Consider the following 16,155-nt stretch of genomic DNA (forward strand, 5'->3'; position numbering starts at 1 on the left):
GAACGGGATTGGTCTGCCTATTTTAAAGGAACCCTTTATTGAACTGATATGTGAAAAGAGGGAGGGACGAATACGCCCTCTTTTTGTTTTGCCTTTATAATAGAATGATGTGATATATGTGTATGTTTTTTAGGGATACGTATATCATTTGTGACGTATTGGCCATGTAACAATTTGAAAGCTATGCTTTCTTTTGTTTATTTGTCGCACTCTCATCCGTTTACGAAAAACACAGGCAGTGACCTGTGTTTTTTAATTTTACGTAATCGAAATGGAGGAATGAATATATGGAAGAACTAGTACAAAAAGCAATATTAGTCGGAGTGAATTTAAATAATGAAAGTGATTTTGAATATTCAATGGAGGAGTTAACAAACCTTGCGGAAGCGTGTGATGTGGAAGTTGTAGGGCAAGTTGTGCAAAATTTACATCGCGTGAATCCATCGCATTATATCGGAAAAGGGAAAATTGAAGAAGTTTCTGCTTTTGTGAAGGAAGCAGATGCGAATATGGTTATTTTTAATGATGAGTTATCACCTTCGCAAATTCGAAATTTAGAAGCTGACTTAGATTGTAAGGTCATTGATCGTACCATTTTAATTTTAGATATTTTTGCGCAGCGTGCTAAGACGAAAGAAGCACAGTTGCAAGTTGAAGTAGCGCACCTGCAATATATGATGCCACGTTTAATTGGTCTTCGTGAATCTTTAGGAAGACAGAGCGGCGGCGTTGGTACGAAAAACAAAGGTGTTGGTGAGAAGAAATTAGAGCTCGATCGTCGTAAAATTGAAGAACAGATTGCAGTATTAAATAAAGAGCTAGAAGCGCTTGTTGCGCAGCGACAAACACAGCGTAAACAGCGTAAGAAAAATGAAATCCCTGTTGTTTCATTAGTGGGATATACAAATGCTGGTAAATCAACGATTATGAATACGATGCTTGAGATCTTTAACGGTTCGACTGAGAAACAAGTATTCGAAAAGGATATGCTATTTGCGACGTTGGAAACGTCAGTGCGAAATATTGAACTTCCAGATAATAAATCGTTTTTATTAACAGATACAGTTGGTTTTGTAAGCAAGTTGCCACATCATCTTGTAAAGGCATTCCGTTCTACATTAGAAGAAGTAGCGGAGGCAGATTTATTGATTCATGTGGTCGATTATGCAAATCCAAATTATGAACAATTAATTGAGATTACAAACCAAACACTAAAGAAAATTGGTGTTGAAAATATCGCGACCATTTACGCATATAATAAATCAGATATGATGGATGTTGAAATTCCGAAAACCCAGGAGGACCGAGTATATCTGTCTGCAAAACAACAAATTGGGATTGAAGAACTTGTAGAAATGATTCGTTCTCACATTTACAAAGAGTATACAAAGTGTGAGATGTTAATTCCTTATGACCAAGGGCAAGTTGTTTCTTATTTCAATGATTATGCACATGTTACATCTACGAGTTATGAAAATGAAGGTACGAAAATTTCACTTGAATGTAAGACGAGTGATTTTGAAAAATATAAGCGTTTTGTTATTTAAAATGAAAAAGATATTGATTTTATTTGAAATTTCTAGCTATACTAAAAATAGCGTTAATGAAATTGAAAGAACGGAAGGGTGAACCAATTACATGAAGTACTAATCCTATTTACGAAAGCAAACAATTGAAGGTTATTTTTAGCAGATCATTACTCTGTTATTTGTGATGTCTTCAATTTGCGTTTTTCAGAATAGGATGGGACTTCTATAGTTGGATCTAAAAGGGGTAGTCTCTTTTGGGGTACACCTATAAATGATTTATGCCTCCTATTCTGAATGGATATAGGGGGCATTTTTTGTCTCCTACATTGGATAAAAGGAGATGTTACTATGTTTTTATTAGAAGCTAATCATATAAAGTACTATGTACAGGATGGTTTATTACTAGATGTGGATCAATTGCAAATCCATAAAAATGCTCGAATTGGATTAGTTGGTAGAAATGGAAGTGGGAAAACAACGTTATTCCAAATGTTAGCTGGAAAAATTTCTCCAGAAGAAGGGAGCGTTATTCAACATACTGGGTGTGAACTTTTACCGCAGCTTAAACGAACAGATACAACAAAAAGCGGTGGTGAAGTGACGCAAGAATATATCCAAAAAGCTCTTCTGAAAGATCCAGAGCTTTTACTTGCAGATGAACCGACCACAAACCTCGATACAGAACATATCGAATGGTTGGAGAAGAAGCTAAATATGTGGCAAGGAGCATTTATCATTATTTCACATGATCGTGCATTTTTAGATGCTCTTTGTACAACGATATGGGAATTGGATGAAGGAAAGATAAAAGAGTATACAGGCAACTATAGCGATTATGTAAAACAAAAAGAAGTAGAGCTCAATCAAGAACAATTAGCGTATGAAAAGTATGAGAAAAAGAAAAGGCAGTTGGAAGAAGCATTGAAGTTAAAGGAGAAAAAAGCGGAAAGAGCAACAAAGGCGCCAAAAAAGGTAAGTAAATCCGAAGCGAGAATTACAGGAGCAAAGCCATACTTTGCCAAAAAGCAAAAGAAGCTACAAAAAACAGCAACGGCCATTGAAACGAGATTAGAAAAGCTTGAAAAGGTAGAAAAAGTAAAAGAGCTTTCGCCAATTAAGATGAATTTGCCAAATGCAGAAACGTTTAAAAACCGGATTATTCTTCGTGTAGATGGTGTAACAGGTAAAGTTGGGGAACGTGTGCTTTGGAGCAAAACAAGTTTTCACATTCGAGGCGGTGATAAATTAGCGATTATCGGTTCAAATGGAAGTGGGAAAACGACATTTGTAAAAAAAATCATGAACCAAGAGTATGGTATTAAGCTTTCACCGGCTGTTAAAATTGGATATTTTAGTCAAAATTTAAACATATTAGATACAGAGAAATCAATTATCGAGAATGTCCAATCCTCTTCAAAACAGGATGAAACACTGATTCGAACAGTTCTTGCGAGAATGCATTTTTTCAGAGATGATGTCTATAAGTGGGTAGGGGTTTTAAGTGGCGGTGAGCGAGTGAAAGTAGCGCTGACAAAGCTATTTTTAAGTGATATTAATACTTTAGTGTTAGATGAGCCGACGAACTTTCTTGATATGGAAGCTGTTGAAGCGTTAGAGTCTCTTCTAAAAGAATATGAAGGGAGTGTAATTTTTGTCTCGCATGATCGCCGGTTTATCGAAAATATTGCTACGCGAATTTTAACAATTCGTAATCAAAAGATTGAATTATTTGAAGGGAACTATCAGCAATATAAACTCAATCAAGTGGGAAAGACGCGAGATACGAAAGAAGATAAGCTTCTTTTACTTGAAACAAAAATATCGGAAGTGCTAAGTCGCTTAAGTATTGAACCGTCCGAAGAATTAGAAATAGAATTTCAAAAACTTTTAAAAGAAAAACGAGAATTATAATTAAAGTTGATTAGAAAAAAGTACATCACGACTAATGGAGTGATGTACTTTTTTTGAGCTAGGTGCTGTCTTTTGTTTTTGCTAACATGCGGATAGAACTTAAGAGTGCAACAATCTTGTTTGTCTCTCTCTTCATCTTTGCTGATATAAAATAATCTAAAGAAAACTCCTTCCATTCAACGTTATAAAAATATATAAATTTAATGATTTATGTATATAGGTGAAATCGAAGTTGTGTTGCTGGAAAAAGAAATAAAACCAGTATAGAATAGAAAATGTTTTAAAAATCAGAAATTATTACAGTAAGTTGTAATGTTAATTAGTTACATTTTCTGTTTTTTAGGGAAGGAGAGAGTGAATTATGCAGGCAGTTTCAAAGGAAAATAAAATAGCTTCACCAACGATATATCGTATTTTATTTGCGATTAGTTTCGGTCATTTTTTAAATGACTCGATGCAAGCTGTTGTACCGGCGCTGTTTCCTATTTTGGAAAAGTCGATGAATTTGTCTTATATGCAGGTAGGATGGATTGCATTCGCGTTAAATATGACGTCATCGATTATGCAGCCGGTGTTTGGGATGTATTCAGATAAGAAACCATCTCCATTTTTATTACCGCTCGGTATGTTTTCGAGTATGCTTGGGATGATTGGACTTGCGTTCGCACCAAACTTTATTATCGTTATTATTTCAGTTTTATTTATCGGATTAGGATCAGCAGTCTTTCATCCTGAAGGCGCACGTGTTGCGTATATGGCAGCTGGTGCAAAGCGAGGGTTAGCGCAGTCAATTTATCAAGTAGGAGGAAATACAGGGAATTCTCTTGCACCAATTTTTACAGCACTAATTTTTGTTCCGCTTGGGCAAATTGGATCACTTGGATTCACGGCTTTTGCAGCGGTAGGTATTGTGTTATTAATTTTTGTTTCAAATTGGTATAAAAAAGAGTTAGTAAATGGTGCGATGCGAAGAAAGAAACGAGCTGCACTTGAGGCGGAGAATGCAATTGTTAGTAAACGTATTAAGTTTGTAATTGTTCTTCTTGTTTTCTTAACCTTTGTTCGTTCTTGGTATGGAGCTGGCATTGGGAACTTCTATCAGTTTTATTTAATCGAGCATTATGGTTTGTCTATTAGAAATGCACAGTACTTTGTATTTGCTTTTATGATTGCTGGGGTACTGGGTACATTCTTTGGCGGGCCATTAGCAGATCGATTTGGTAAGAAAAATATTATCGTATTTTCAATGATAGGTTCTGCGCCGCTTGCACTTTTATTACCACATGTTTCTCTAGCGTGGGTTGTGCCGTTATTTTTATGTATCGGTTTTATTAGTTCCAGTAGCTTTAGTGTTATTGTTGTGTATGCGCAGGAGCTTGTTCCGGGAAAAGTTGGAATGGTGTCAGGATTAATTGTCGGTCTTGCGTTTGGCCTTGGAGCATTAGGTGCCGTTGTTCTTGGGAAATTAGCAGACGTGTATAGTCTGCAATTTATTATGGTATTATGTAGTTGTTTACCATTAATTGGACTTACGTCATGGTTACTACCAAGCGATCGAAAAACACGATAGAATAGGGGCTGCGCTATGAAACTATGTCAAAATGTTACAGAATTAATTGGAGATACACCTGTCTTACGGTTATCGCGATTCGTTCCAGAAGATGCGGCAGATGTGTATGTGAAATTGGAAATGTTTAATCCATCTCGTAGTGTGAAAGACCGAGCGGCGTATAATTTAATTCATATGGCGGAAGAGAAAGGTCTCATTAAGCCAGGTGATACGATTATTGAACCAACAAGTGGAAATACAGGGATTGGTTTAGCGATGAACGCAGCTGCTAAAGGATACAAAGCGATTTTAATTATGCCGGATAATATGTCAAAAGAACGGATTAACTTGCTTAAGGCATATGGAGCAGAAGTTGTTTTGACACCTGCAGAACAAAGAATGCCAGGAGCAATTGCGAAGGCAGTAGAATTACAAAAACAAATATCAAATAGCTTTATTCCGCAGCAGTTTGAAAATCCAGCAAACCCGAATGTTCATCGCTATACAACAGCTCTTGAAATTTATGAACAAATGGATGGAAAGTTAGATGCATTTGTAGCAACTGCCGGAACTGGTGGAACCATTACTGGCACAGGGGAAACATTGAAAGAGAAACTACCAAATTTATATATTGCAGTAGTTGAACCGAAAGGATCTCCTGTTTTATCTGGTGGTGTGCCGGGTCCTCATAAACTGGTTGGAACAAGCCCAGGGTTTATTCCGAAAAACTTAAATACGGAAATATATAATGAAATTATTCAAATTGCGGATGAAGAAGCGCTTAGTACAATGAGAAATCTAGCAAAACAAGAGGGGATATTAGTAGGACCATCTTCAGGTGCCTCGGTCTATGCTGCAATCACGATAGCAAAACAATTAGGTGCTGGTAAGAAAGTGTTATGTATTGCACCTGATACGGGAGAGCGTTATTTAAGTATGGGATTGTTTGAATAAGAAACATAATAAAAGAGATTGTATGTATCATATACAATCTCTTCTTTGTTTTATTTTACTAATTTTTTTAATATAGGTAAACGACCAATCCGATCACCAAGAATATGTGATGCTAGGCCACTTGTTAATACGAAAGTAAGATAGACAATTCCTCCAACCACGCCGCAAATAATAACGATTAGCAATGATTCGATATAAGGTTGTCCAGGGATTAGCCATCCGATAATCGTTTTTAATCCTATTACGACAGCGGACATTGCTGCGGAGTAAATTGTAATAAGAAATACTGTTTTAGCTGTTTCTGCAATATCAAACTTCGCAAATTTGACGATGCAATATAGCATAATGATATCAGAAACGAGATATCCAAGAATTGTTCCAAGTACTGCTCCATGCCCACCTAATAGATATAGAAGTGGCGTATTCACTAAGATTTTTACGAGAATACCAACTGAGAATGCAATCATTGTTTTTCGCTGATAATCAATGCCTTGTAAAATGGCTGCTGAAACAGTGAAAATCGCACTTAATACTGCTGATGGTGCATAAGAAATTAAATATTGAGACCCGCCTAAAGCGGTATCAGGACTCATATATACCATTCGGAATGCGTCATATGCGATGCTAGCGAGTCCGAATGCAGCAGGGATTGTGAAGAATAATAACAACTGGAAAATCTTTGTAATTTGTTCTTGTAATTCTTCTAGTTTCCCGCTTGTAAATGATTTTGTTATCGCTGGAATAATCGTAAGTGAAAATCCAGTTGCGAGCGAAGCGGGAATCATAATTAATTTTTGAGCATAGTTCGTTATATAAGCGAAAATCGCATTCGCAGTTTCAAGCGGTGTTCCAATTGCTCTTAGTGCATCAGCAACTGTATATTGATCCACTAAAGTATAAAGTGGAATAGCGATCCCTACAAAAACAATAGGGATTGCGTAACGAAGTAGCTCCATATAAATGCTTTTTAATGAAACGTTTGAAGCCCTTGTTTTTAGTTCGCCTGCAGGTGGTTTTAAATGATTATATTTTTTCCAATACATGATTAAAATTGAAACGCTGGCAATTGCTCCAATAACAGCTCCGAATGTAGCGACTGCAACAGAAGAAGCAACGGAACCACCTAGTAATTTTGAAACGATAAAACTACCTACTAAAATGAAAATGACACGTGCAATTTGTTCCACAACTTGAGAAACAGCACTTGGCTTCATATGTTGGAATCCTTGGAAATATCCACGTGTTACACTCATTGCTGGAACAATAATGAGCGCAAAACTTAATGCTCGCATTGTAAGTGTTACATCAGCGATAAACCCCGGATCAGGTGTTTTGGAACGAATAATAAACTGCGATACGTAAGGTGCTCCGATAAATAAGATTAAAAATCCAGCGAAACCCATAAGCAGCATGATTTTCACACTAGAATTATACAGTTTCTTACTTGTGTTATAGTCACCTAATGCATTATATTTAGCGACAAATTTCGATACAGCAATTGGAATGCCGGCTGTTGAAAAGCTAAGCAAGATGCCATACCAAGAATATGCATACGCATATAAAGCAACCCCTTGTTCACCAACTAATAGTTGAAAGGGAAAGAAGTATATAAAGCCTAAAATACGCGAAATCATTGTGGCACCGCTTAGTAAAGCTGTACCTTTTAAAACTTTTGAAGTAGACAAAACCTTTCCTCCTACTCGTGCTCTGTTACAATCATCCTATACTACTATAAACCTGTCAGTGGATTTTATAAAGCATAAACCATAAGTCGTGCAATAGTATTCATCAAAAAGTCATATTTTGAATTTTTATAGCAACAAATAGCAAATTAATACATAAAAATTCAAAAAAATCAGTTGACACTCTTTTTATTGTATGATAAAAATGATAGTAATCAATTCGGAAAACATATAGTTGGGCAATGAAAGGGTAAAGTAGTGAAAATCTCCCTATGACAGAGAGCTGATGGTTGGTGCGAATCAGTATATAGATTATTCATGAAGTTCGTCCTGGAGCATCTTTCATAAATCTCACATTGTGAAGAAATGAAAGACGGTAGTATATACCGTTATCAAATAAAGTGGTGAAGAATTTTTTCACAACTAGGGTGGTACCGCGATATATATCGTCCCTACGTTTTTACGTAGGGACGTTTTTTATTTAGGGGTTATTTTAGTTGTATCTTCATAACTAGGGTGGTACCGCGATATTTTATCGTCCCTACGTTTTCGTAGGGGCTTTTTTTATTTCGGCAGTTTCTTAGTATTCTTCACAACTAGGGTGGTACCGCGATATTTTTATCGTCCCTACGTTACTGTAGGGGCGATTTTTTGTTTCTGAAGGGAAGTGGTTGTATTAGAAAGGGAAGAGGATAGAACAATACGAGTAAGTATGAAATGTAATAACAAGAAAAAATAGAAGAAGAGAGGAGATAGAAAGATGAATTCACAGCAATGGACATCGAAATTAGGTTTCGTTTTAGCTGCAGCAGGTTCAGCAATTGGCCTTGGCGCAATTTGGAAGTTTCCGTATATGGCCGGTATTGGAGGGGGCGGTGCCTTCTTCCTAATATTCATTGGTTTTACTTTACTGATTGGTTTACCTTTATTATTGGCAGAATTTTCAATCGGAAGAAGTACGCAAAAAGAGGCTGTTGATGCGTATAGAGAGATCGCTCCTAAAACATTATGGCCGTGGGTTGGTAAGTTAGGGATTGTAACATGTTTCATATTGCTTTCTTTCTACAGTGTTGTAGGAGGTTGGATTTTATTATATTTATGGAATGCAATTACAGGTAGACTATGGGAAGGAAATGGTGCATACGAAGCAACATTTGGTGAAATCATTTCCAATCCATATTTAGCAGTTGGATCACAGCTATTATTTATTCTTATTACTATTTTTATCGTAAGTAAAGGCGTGCAAAATGGTGTTGAAAAAGTAAATAAATACTTTATGCCAGCACTATTCGTTTTGTTCTTTGTGTTAATTGTTCGTGCGCTTACATTAGATGGAGCGGGAGAAGGGGTACGTTTCTTCTTACAACCTGATTTTTCGCATGTAACGTCTGAGGTTGTTTTATATGCGATGGGGCAATCGTTCTTCTCATTATCTGTCGGTGTGGCAGTAATGGTAACGTATAGCTCGTACTTGCCGAAAGAAGAAAATTTACCGCGTTCAGCATTTTCTATTGTTGGTTTAACACTTGTTATTACATTACTTGCGGGACTTGCAATTTTCCCGGTTGTATTTGCATTTGGAATGGAGCCATCTCAAGGACCGGGATTACTATTTATTGTATTACCGGCTATCTTCAGTAAAATGGCATTTGGAAAACTATTTTTCATTATTTTCTTATTACTATTCTTTTTTGCTACTGTAACATCTGCAATTTCTATGTTAGAGATTAGTGTTGCTTCCTTAACAAAAAAAGGAAAGGGAAAACGTGAAAAAATGGCATTGATTGTTGGATTACTAATCTTTGTTGTTGGAATTCCATCGGCACTATCATATGGTGTATTAAGTGATGTGAAGCTCTTTGGAAAAACAGTGTTTGATTTAGCAGACTTTGCAGTAAGTAACGTTCTTATGCCGCTTGGTGTATTATTAGTTGCAATCTTCGTGCCGTTAAAAATGAAGAAAGATGTATTAATGAAAGAACTGGGTGTAAGTAAAAATAAAGGCTATAAATTATTTGTATTATGGTTGTTCTTACTTCGCTATATAGCGCCAATTGCAATTATTACCGTATTTTTAAATGTAATTGGAGTGATTTAAAGTACAAAAGGCTCTAGCATAACGTTATGCTAGAGCCTTTTAATTATAGAATTATCTTTTCTGCAATTCGTTTACTGTAACAAATTGATAGCCTTTTTTAGATAAAGAATCTAAAATGCCTTCAATGGTCTTTAAGGAATTATCAGAATCGTCATACATGGAATGTAATAAAATGATAGATCCAGGTTCTACATTTTTTGTAGGACCATCATCAAAGGTTAGGGCGAAGACTTTTTGATTTGTTTCTACTCGATTTGTTAATTTACCAAATAGTTGATACGTTCGTGAATTCATTAATTTATAAGTTCCAAAGAGTAGGAAGAGTGGTTAGTATAATCAATGATGTAATGATTCTTTTGTTCATAAAGCGCCCTCACATTATTTTTAATTTTAAAAAGTAGTGGGATGCAAGTGAGGAAAATTTATCATATAATAAAGTTGAATCAAAAGGTATATTAGGAGGTGTTGATATGGCGATTACAATACAATTGCCAGACACTGCAGCGTCTCATGCAAAGCCAAGTATGGAAATGGCGATACTTTGCGTGAGGTAGACAAGTAATATTCAATCGCCAAAATGAGCTCGTATCATTTCTTTTATATTTGGCTTTGCACCTTATTGAAATGAACTATAAAAAATAAGGGGCGAGCAGAAATGAAATACGTAAAGGCAGCGACTGTTTTACCAGAAAGCTTAATTGCAGAAATTCAAAAGTATGTACAAGGTGAAACAATTTACATTCCAAAACAAGAAACTAAACATTATAAATGGGGTGCACGATCTGGCGGAAGAAAGCAACTTGATGCACGGAATAGAGACATTAAACATGCTTTTAAAAGTGGAACTACCATTCATCGATTAGCAGAGGAATACTTTCTTTCTACGGAAACGATAAAAAAAATCGTGTATTCAAAATAATAATGAAAAGCACTGATTATTCAATTAGAAATAATCAGTGCTTTTTGTGTATACTTTGTTTATGAATCGTTTTCGACATTTTATAAAATAAGTGTATTGTATACAATAAAAAGAGATCAACAATTTGTATGGAGTGATAATAATGGAAGCATTTATTAGAAGTGATCAATATAATTTTATAAAATCACAAACTCATATTCTAGCGCATGGACACGCAACAGCAAACGATAGAGGTGTTATTGCTGCGCTGAAGTCTCTTGCAATAGAAAAAGTGTTACATGTTTTTGAAAATCTTACTGATGAACAAAAAAAAATAATCGATACGATTTTGGCAGTTGAAAATAGAGAGAACGCAGAAGCGTTTTTACTTCAGTTAAATCCATATGTTATTCCGTTTCAGGAAATTACACCACAAGCGTTAAAAAAAATATTTCCTAAAGCTAAAAAATTGAAGCTTCCTGAAATAGAAGAAATAAATATGAAAGAAATGTCGTATTTAGGTTGGATTGATAAAGGAACGGGCAGAAAGTTTATTGTAGCAAAGGCTAAAAATAAGTTTGTTGGCTTGCAAGGCACATTCCAAAGTATAAATAAAAAGGGCATTTGCTCATTATGCCACGGTCATGAAGAAGTAGGGATGTTTTTAGTTGAAATAAAAGGTGATGTACCAGGTACCTTTGTTAAGAAAGGAAACTATATTTGCAAAGATAGTATAGTGTGTAATCAGAATATGACTTCACTTGATAAATTACATGACTTTATTGAGAGATTGAGGAAATAAATTATTGCAAAAGATCGTACTAAACTACATTCATCACTATAATTGTATGTGAGTTCAAGAAAACAAAAATGACCTGTTCCCTAAAGAATAGAGGGAACAGGTCTAGGGATACTTTTCAATAGGTAGGAGATGTAAATCTCTACCCATTGAAATTCACTTAGATCATAACGCCATTATCTGCAAAGCGATACCACTTTCCATCAATGAACAGGTAGCTAGTAGCCATGGAACCATTTGTATTTAGATAATACCAAGTAGATCCTTCTTTTAACCAGCCAGTAGCCACAGAACCATTTGTATTTAGATAATACCAAGTAGATCCTTCTTTTAACCAGCCAGTAGCCATAGAACCATTTGTATTTAGATAATACCAAGTAGATCCTTCTTTTAACCAGCCAGTAGCCATAGAACCATTTGCATTTAGATAGTACCAAGTATCGCCTGCTGGTAACCAGCCTGTAGCCATAGTCCCATCTCCATAAAAGAAATACCAAGTCCCTTTTATATTTTTCCATGCTGTAGCCATGGAACCATCTTCATTATAGTAATACCAAGTGCCTTTATAGGGCCCACTAGTAATCTCACGCCAACCTGTCACCATAGTCCCATTATCATTAAAATAATACCCTTTATCATTAATCAATTTTTCCCCTATAGCCATGGAACCATCTTCATTGTAGTAATGCCAGCCGTCGGAACCACCAAAGTGTTTCCAACCTGTCACCATGTTGCCATTATCATTAAAGTAAAATGTTTGTCCTATAATCGTTTTTTTATCTGTGGCCATGAATCCTTCTTCATCGAAGTAATACCAAGTGCCTTTAATATTTTTCCAATCTTTAACCATGGAGCCATCTTCATTAAAATAACGCCATTTTCCGTTATAAGACACAGGTCCATTAAATTGTTTCCAACCTGTCATCATAGCTCCATTATCATTAAAATAATATGTTTTTTTATTAATAGTTTTCAAGTCTGTAACCATAATTCCATCTTTACCAAAGAAATACCAAGTGCCGTTGATCTTTTTCCAATATTTAGCTGTATTACCATCTTCATTAAAGTAATACCAAGAACCTCCATATTTTGACCAATGTGGAACCATAGCCCCATTTACTTCACCTTGCTCAATTGCATATGTATGATTTTGAACAACTACATTTTCTTCTGCATGAGAAACTGTAGGAACTACAAACATTGCAGCCATTAAAATTGGTAAAATAGATTTCTTCATTTTCCATATCCCCCAAATAATGAATAATTTTAGTTTTTATTTTCACAAAAGAATTATATTCTGTAATATTGAAATAATCAATGTGTCTTGTAATATAAATGTAATGTTTTTTGATTTATTGAAATTTAATTTGCTTTTTTGTCATAAATTAAGTGGGTTTCCAATTTAAGTAACTTACTTTATTTCTTGAATCATTATCATCCCTTGAATAGACCGCACCAATTACAATTATATATGTAAAATAAAAACGCCTATTATATCATGTGTGCCATTTTATAAACGCACTCTTTTAATAAGTGATTTATGAAATTTCTTGCCTTTTAATAAAAACTATTTTTCATACTTTGTATGTTGATTAGAATAAGCTATTCAATTATGCATAGACAGAAAAAGAGTGAATAGAGGGTAACGAATCATTTTCTATATGGCATGATTTTTGCACTTTAATAAAAAAACATTCATATAAAAAAAGTTTCTTTCGGGTGCAAAAAATTATGTTTGAAAAGGGGAAATGAGAAATGAAATATCCACTAACACCAGATGTAAAACCGGAATTTTGTACGACAGGTACATTTATGAGATTACCTTCAAGTAATGAGCAAGCAAAAGTGGCTATTTTAGGGATGCCTTTTGATACTGCTGCTTCTTTTCGCGTTGGTGCGCGTTTTGCTCCACAAGCAATCCGTCAAGCATCGATGACTTTGTTTCCATATCATCCGATTCATCATGTTTATCCGTTTGATGACACAAATGCGATTGATATTGGTGATGTTTCTGTGATTCCACATAATATTCATCGCAGCTATGATTTAACAGAGGAAGCCGTTTTTGGGTTAATGCAGCAAGGAATCATTCCAATAGGTCTTGGAGGGGATCATTCTGTTACATTAGCAAGCCTTCGTGCGGCAGCGAAAGTTCATGGACCTGTGGCAATGATTCATTTCGATTCGCACACAGATACATGGGATACATATTATGAGGAAAAATATTGGCACGGTTCGCCGTTTATACGTGCACATGAAGAAGGGTTACTACAGCCAGACAAAGTATTTCAAATTGGAATTCGTGGAACATTGAATCATCCTGGTGATATAGAAGCTAGCAATGACTTAGGATATAACGTTATTACAACAGCAGAATTATGTAATCGTGGTTTTGAAAGTGTCCTTGAGCAAATGCGAACAACGATTGGCGATACACCGTGTTTCTTAACGTTTGATATTGATTTTGTAGATCCATCTTGTGCGCCTGGTACAGGGACATTAGAAGTTGGGGGATTTAACAGTCGTGAGACATTAAATATGGTGCGTTCATTAAGTGGTTTTAATTATATTGGTTTCGATTTAGTGGAAGTGTTACCGCCATATGATCAAGCTCAAATTACTTCTTTATTAGCTGCGACACTAGTACATGATTTTGCTAGTTTGATTGCATTACAGTTGAAAAATGCAGCGAATAAGTAGAGAAATGATTTATTATATTGGAAAATAAAAAAGGTCAATGAGAAGATCTTCTCATTGACCTAAAGTATTCTCGTTGTTCATGAAGCAGGAATTTTTAAAAGATAATAAAAGTTAACCATAGCAAGATGTCAGGTAATAAAAAAACACTACCTGTTCAAATTATTGAAAAGGTAGTGAGAGATATGATTAATTCTTTTTCCAATTTTCTTCAATAAAATCTTCACGACCGGACTCTTTACGTTCCTGAGCATATTTCTCAGGATTTTTTTTGTAAAAATGTTGATGATATTCTTCCGCTTCGTAAAAAGGAGCAGCTGGACGAATTTCCGTCACGATTGGACCCTTAAACATACCGCTTTCTGCTATTGCTAGCTTTGATTTCTTAGCTAGTTCTTTTTGGCTTTCATTATGATAAAAAATTGCTGTGCGATAGGATGGCCCACGGTCAAAAAATTGTCCACCGTCATCAGTCGGATCAATTTGTGGCCAATATAAATCTAGCAATTTTTGATAAGGAAAAATAGAGGGATCGAATGTAATTTGAACAACTTCTAAATGTCCAGATGTTCCTGATTTCACTTGTTCGTATGTTGGATTTTCGATATGACCACCAGCATAGCCTGAAACAACTTTTTGAATACCAGGAAGTTCGTCAAATGGTTTTACCATGCACCAAAAGCAGCCACCTGCAAAGGTTGCGAGTTCGTATGTTTTTTCTGTCATTGCTGTAATCCTCCTAAATAGATATGTTTTATCTAGTATTATATAAATTGTTTTATTGCGCAATAAAAAAGATTTGAAACTATATGTTTTTTATAGACAAGAACCACCGCTCGCATCAATCAATTGACCGGTAATCCAACGGCTATCAGGGGAAGCAAGAAATGCAGCAGTATCTGCAATGTCCTCTATTTCACCTTGCTCACTTCTTAGGTTACTGTAAAGAAAGTTAAAGGGATTGTAGACAGTGTGAACATTTTTGTATTCCTCACAATGAATTTAAGCTGGCTATACAAATGACTTAATGATGAATCTGAATCATTATGGAGGCGCATTAAAGAACAACGATTCATATTTCAGGCTATTGCAAATAGCGTGAAAATTCATTATATTGGAATGCGATGAATTTTCATAAGTTGAATTGAGCTATATCTCCTAGGATCTAAAAAAGATGCAAGAACAGAAGGTTAGGGTAGGTGTACGGTTAGATTCAGTAGCAAATTTTTATTTGGAGTATAAACGGTGAAGTACCTGAAAACTTCCTATCAGCCAATAATTGTACGAATAGCTTGACCCTAAAAATAAGTAGGCAAAGAAAACTCTTACTCCCTATAAAAATTGGACTTTTGATGATAAGAGGTAACAGTCGCAAAAGAACGGTGAGTTCTCTTTTAGCTTTTATATATTCATTCAAATGATAAGAGTTGTAGTAAAATGGATCTTATTTTAATGATTATTTTGGTATAATTGCACATTATTAGTAAAAGTAAATACACATGATTCGTCTAACATTAACTCTCGGTGTCAGCAACCGGATAACTACTTAAGGCTGAAAAAGAATTTGCTAATTTTTTCGCAAAATGTAATGGGGGCTCCACTGATTGGAGATGAATGTACATGATTAATGGACTCGTATATAACCAATGGTTGTGTAAAGCACTAACAATAATTCCCTGTTGCACAATTGAACGCATAAATGAAGGGATTTCTTCTTGCAAAACAGCAATTTCTCCTAAATTTAAAGCATTTCCACTTTGATCCAAAGATTCAAAACTTACTCCTACAGGTATTACATAGCCACTCAGCTTTCCTTGAACAAGAACATTAAAATTGCGACGTAAAGATACCGAACAACCATTTTGATTTATTTTACTTTTTCCTTTAAGAATTGTAGCAAATTGTCCGCAAAGAATATTTAAGTCATTCATGGATCTACTCCCCTTTATCGTACAAAATGATGTATTTAGAGTTATAAGATAAAAAAGATTTATCTTATATTATCGTATAGTTCATGCGATAGGCTCATGCAGATTTT

12 protein-coding genes, 2 pseudogenes and 1 other annotated feature are annotated in these 16,155 nt (G+C 35.2%); of the genes and pseudogenes, 8 read left to right on the forward strand and 6 right to left on the reverse strand.

Going from position 1 to position 16,155, the window contains the following annotated elements; genetic code table 11:
• Positions 1 to 287 precede the first annotated feature (287 nt).
• The 4 genes from hflX to cysK all read left to right on the forward strand — a co-directional run bounded on the left by hflX (position 288) and on the right by cysK (position 5,943).
• On the forward strand, positions 288 to 1,547 hold the full coding sequence (hflX, locus tag ACM6HU_RS04680) for a GTPase HflX (RefSeq protein ID WP_016114361.1): 1,260 nt from the start codon (positions 288 to 290) through the stop codon (positions 1,545 to 1,547).
• 330 nt (positions 1,548 to 1,877) lie between these two features.
• On the forward strand, positions 1,878 to 3,440 hold the full coding sequence (locus tag ACM6HU_RS04685) for a Vga family ABC-F type ribosomal protection protein (RefSeq protein ID WP_077295108.1): 1,563 nt from the start codon (positions 1,878 to 1,880) through the stop codon (positions 3,438 to 3,440).
• Positions 3,441 to 3,801: 361 nt separating this feature from the next.
• Positions 3,802 to 5,010, forward strand: a complete 1,209-nt coding sequence (locus ACM6HU_RS04690) for an MFS transporter (protein WP_016114363.1) — start codon at positions 3,802 to 3,804, stop codon at positions 5,008 to 5,010.
• 15 nt (positions 5,011 to 5,025) lie between these two features.
• Entirely contained in the window at positions 5,026 to 5,943 is a 918-nt protein-coding gene (gene cysK, locus ACM6HU_RS04695; RefSeq protein ID WP_016114364.1) for a cysteine synthase A, read from the forward strand.
• Positions 5,944 to 5,993: 50 nt separating this feature from the next.
• On the opposite strand, the gene ACM6HU_RS04700 is transcribed toward cysK, so the two are convergent.
• Positions 5,994 to 7,628: a polysaccharide biosynthesis protein gene (locus ACM6HU_RS04700; RefSeq protein WP_016114365.1), complete on the reverse strand. Its 1,635-nt coding sequence runs from the start codon at positions 7,626 to 7,628 to the stop codon at positions 5,994 to 5,996.
• A gap of 230 nt (positions 7,629 to 7,858) precedes the next feature.
• Positions 7,859 to 8,082 (forward strand) — a binding site (T-box leader).
• 303 nt (positions 8,083 to 8,385) lie between these two features.
• Between ACM6HU_RS04700 and ACM6HU_RS04705 the strand changes: the two genes are divergently transcribed.
• Positions 8,386 to 9,723, forward strand: a complete 1,338-nt coding sequence (locus ACM6HU_RS04705) for a sodium-dependent transporter (protein WP_016114366.1) — start codon at positions 8,386 to 8,388, stop codon at positions 9,721 to 9,723.
• 51 nt (positions 9,724 to 9,774) lie between these two features.
• Here the strand turns inward: ACM6HU_RS04705 and ACM6HU_RS04710 are convergent.
• A pseudogene (locus tag ACM6HU_RS04710) lies at positions 9,775 to 10,038 on the reverse strand (polysaccharide deacetylase); the annotation flags it as partial.
• A 340-nt stretch (positions 10,039 to 10,378) separates the two neighbouring features.
• On the opposite strand from ACM6HU_RS04710, the gene ACM6HU_RS04715 reads away from it, so the two are divergent.
• Positions 10,379 to 10,642: a CD3324 family protein gene (locus ACM6HU_RS04715; RefSeq protein ID WP_016114368.1), complete on the forward strand. Its 264-nt coding sequence runs from the start codon at positions 10,379 to 10,381 to the stop codon at positions 10,640 to 10,642.
• A gap of 142 nt (positions 10,643 to 10,784) precedes the next feature.
• Complete coding sequence (locus tag ACM6HU_RS04720) at positions 10,785 to 11,423, forward strand: FusB/FusC family EF-G-binding protein (protein WP_016114369.1); 639 nt, start codon at positions 10,785 to 10,787, stop codon at positions 11,421 to 11,423.
• A gap of 157 nt (positions 11,424 to 11,580) precedes the next feature.
• Here the strand turns inward: ACM6HU_RS04720 and ACM6HU_RS04725 are convergent, their stop codons facing one another.
• The gene (locus ACM6HU_RS04725) at positions 11,581 to 12,657 is read right to left on the reverse strand and encodes an N-acetylmuramoyl-L-alanine amidase family protein (RefSeq protein WP_414848016.1); all 1,077 of its coding nucleotides are present in this window, start codon (positions 12,655 to 12,657) and stop codon (positions 11,581 to 11,583) included.
• 518 nt (positions 12,658 to 13,175) lie between these two features.
• On the opposite strand from ACM6HU_RS04725, the gene speB reads away from it, so the two are divergent.
• Positions 13,176 to 14,120, forward strand: coding sequence for an agmatinase (gene speB, locus ACM6HU_RS04730; protein WP_414848017.1), 945 nt, complete (start codon positions 13,176 to 13,178; stop codon positions 14,118 to 14,120).
• Between the two features lie 186 nt (positions 14,121 to 14,306).
• On the opposite strand, the gene msrA is transcribed toward speB, so the two are convergent.
• The 3 genes and pseudogenes from msrA to ACM6HU_RS04745 form a co-directional block, all read right to left on the reverse strand.
• Positions 14,307 to 14,843 carry a peptide-methionine (S)-S-oxide reductase MsrA gene (gene msrA, locus ACM6HU_RS04735; protein ID WP_016114373.1) on the reverse strand — a complete coding sequence of 179 codons (537 nt, stop codon included), beginning with the start codon at positions 14,841 to 14,843 and terminating at the stop codon, positions 14,307 to 14,309.
• A 90-nt stretch (positions 14,844 to 14,933) separates the two neighbouring features.
• A pseudogene (locus tag ACM6HU_RS04740) lies at positions 14,934 to 15,038 on the reverse strand (SDR family oxidoreductase); the annotation flags it as partial.
• 593 nt (positions 15,039 to 15,631) lie between these two features.
• Positions 15,632 to 16,048 (reverse strand): DUF1259 domain-containing protein, encoded by a 417-nt coding sequence (locus ACM6HU_RS04745; protein ID WP_016114374.1) that lies wholly within the window; start codon positions 16,046 to 16,048, stop codon positions 15,632 to 15,634.
• Between the last annotated feature and the right edge of the window lie 107 nt (positions 16,049 to 16,155).

Origin of the sequence: Bacillus sp. IT-79MI2 (assembly GCF_949768135.1) — a bacterium.
In the GTDB taxonomy this organism is placed as follows: domain Bacteria; phylum Bacillota; class Bacilli; order Bacillales; family Bacillaceae_G; genus Bacillus_A; species Bacillus_A pseudomycoides.

Bases quoted from the DNA above. Each gene is read 5' to 3' on its own strand.
- ACM6HU_RS04705 (WP_016114366.1), top strand. From the start codon at position 8,386: ATGAATTCACAGCAATGGACATCGAAATTAGGTTTCGTTTTAGCTGCA.
- ACM6HU_RS04720 (WP_016114369.1), top strand. From the start codon at position 10,785: ATGGAAGCATTTATTAGAAGTGATCAATATAATTTTATAAAATCACAA.
- speB (WP_414848017.1), top strand. From the start codon at position 13,176: ATGAAATATCCACTAACACCAGATGTAAAACCGGAATTTTGTACGACA.
- ACM6HU_RS04725 (WP_414848016.1), bottom strand. From the start codon at position 12,657: ATGAAGAAATCTATTTTACCAATTTTAATGGCTGCAATGTTTGTAGTT.
- ACM6HU_RS04690 (WP_016114363.1), top strand. From the start codon at position 3,802: ATGCAGGCAGTTTCAAAGGAAAATAAAATAGCTTCACCAACGATATAT.
- cysK (WP_016114364.1), top strand. From the start codon at position 5,026: ATGAAACTATGTCAAAATGTTACAGAATTAATTGGAGATACACCTGTC.
- ACM6HU_RS04715 (WP_016114368.1), top strand. From the start codon at position 10,379: ATGAAATACGTAAAGGCAGCGACTGTTTTACCAGAAAGCTTAATTGCA.
- msrA (WP_016114373.1), bottom strand. From the start codon at position 14,843: ATGACAGAAAAAACATACGAACTCGCAACCTTTGCAGGTGGCTGCTTT.
- ACM6HU_RS04745 (WP_016114374.1), bottom strand. From the start codon at position 16,048: ATGAATGACTTAAATATTCTTTGCGGACAATTTGCTACAATTCTTAAA.
- hflX (WP_016114361.1), top strand. From the start codon at position 288: ATGGAAGAACTAGTACAAAAAGCAATATTAGTCGGAGTGAATTTAAAT.
- ACM6HU_RS04685 (WP_077295108.1), top strand. From the start codon at position 1,878: ATGTTTTTATTAGAAGCTAATCATATAAAGTACTATGTACAGGATGGT.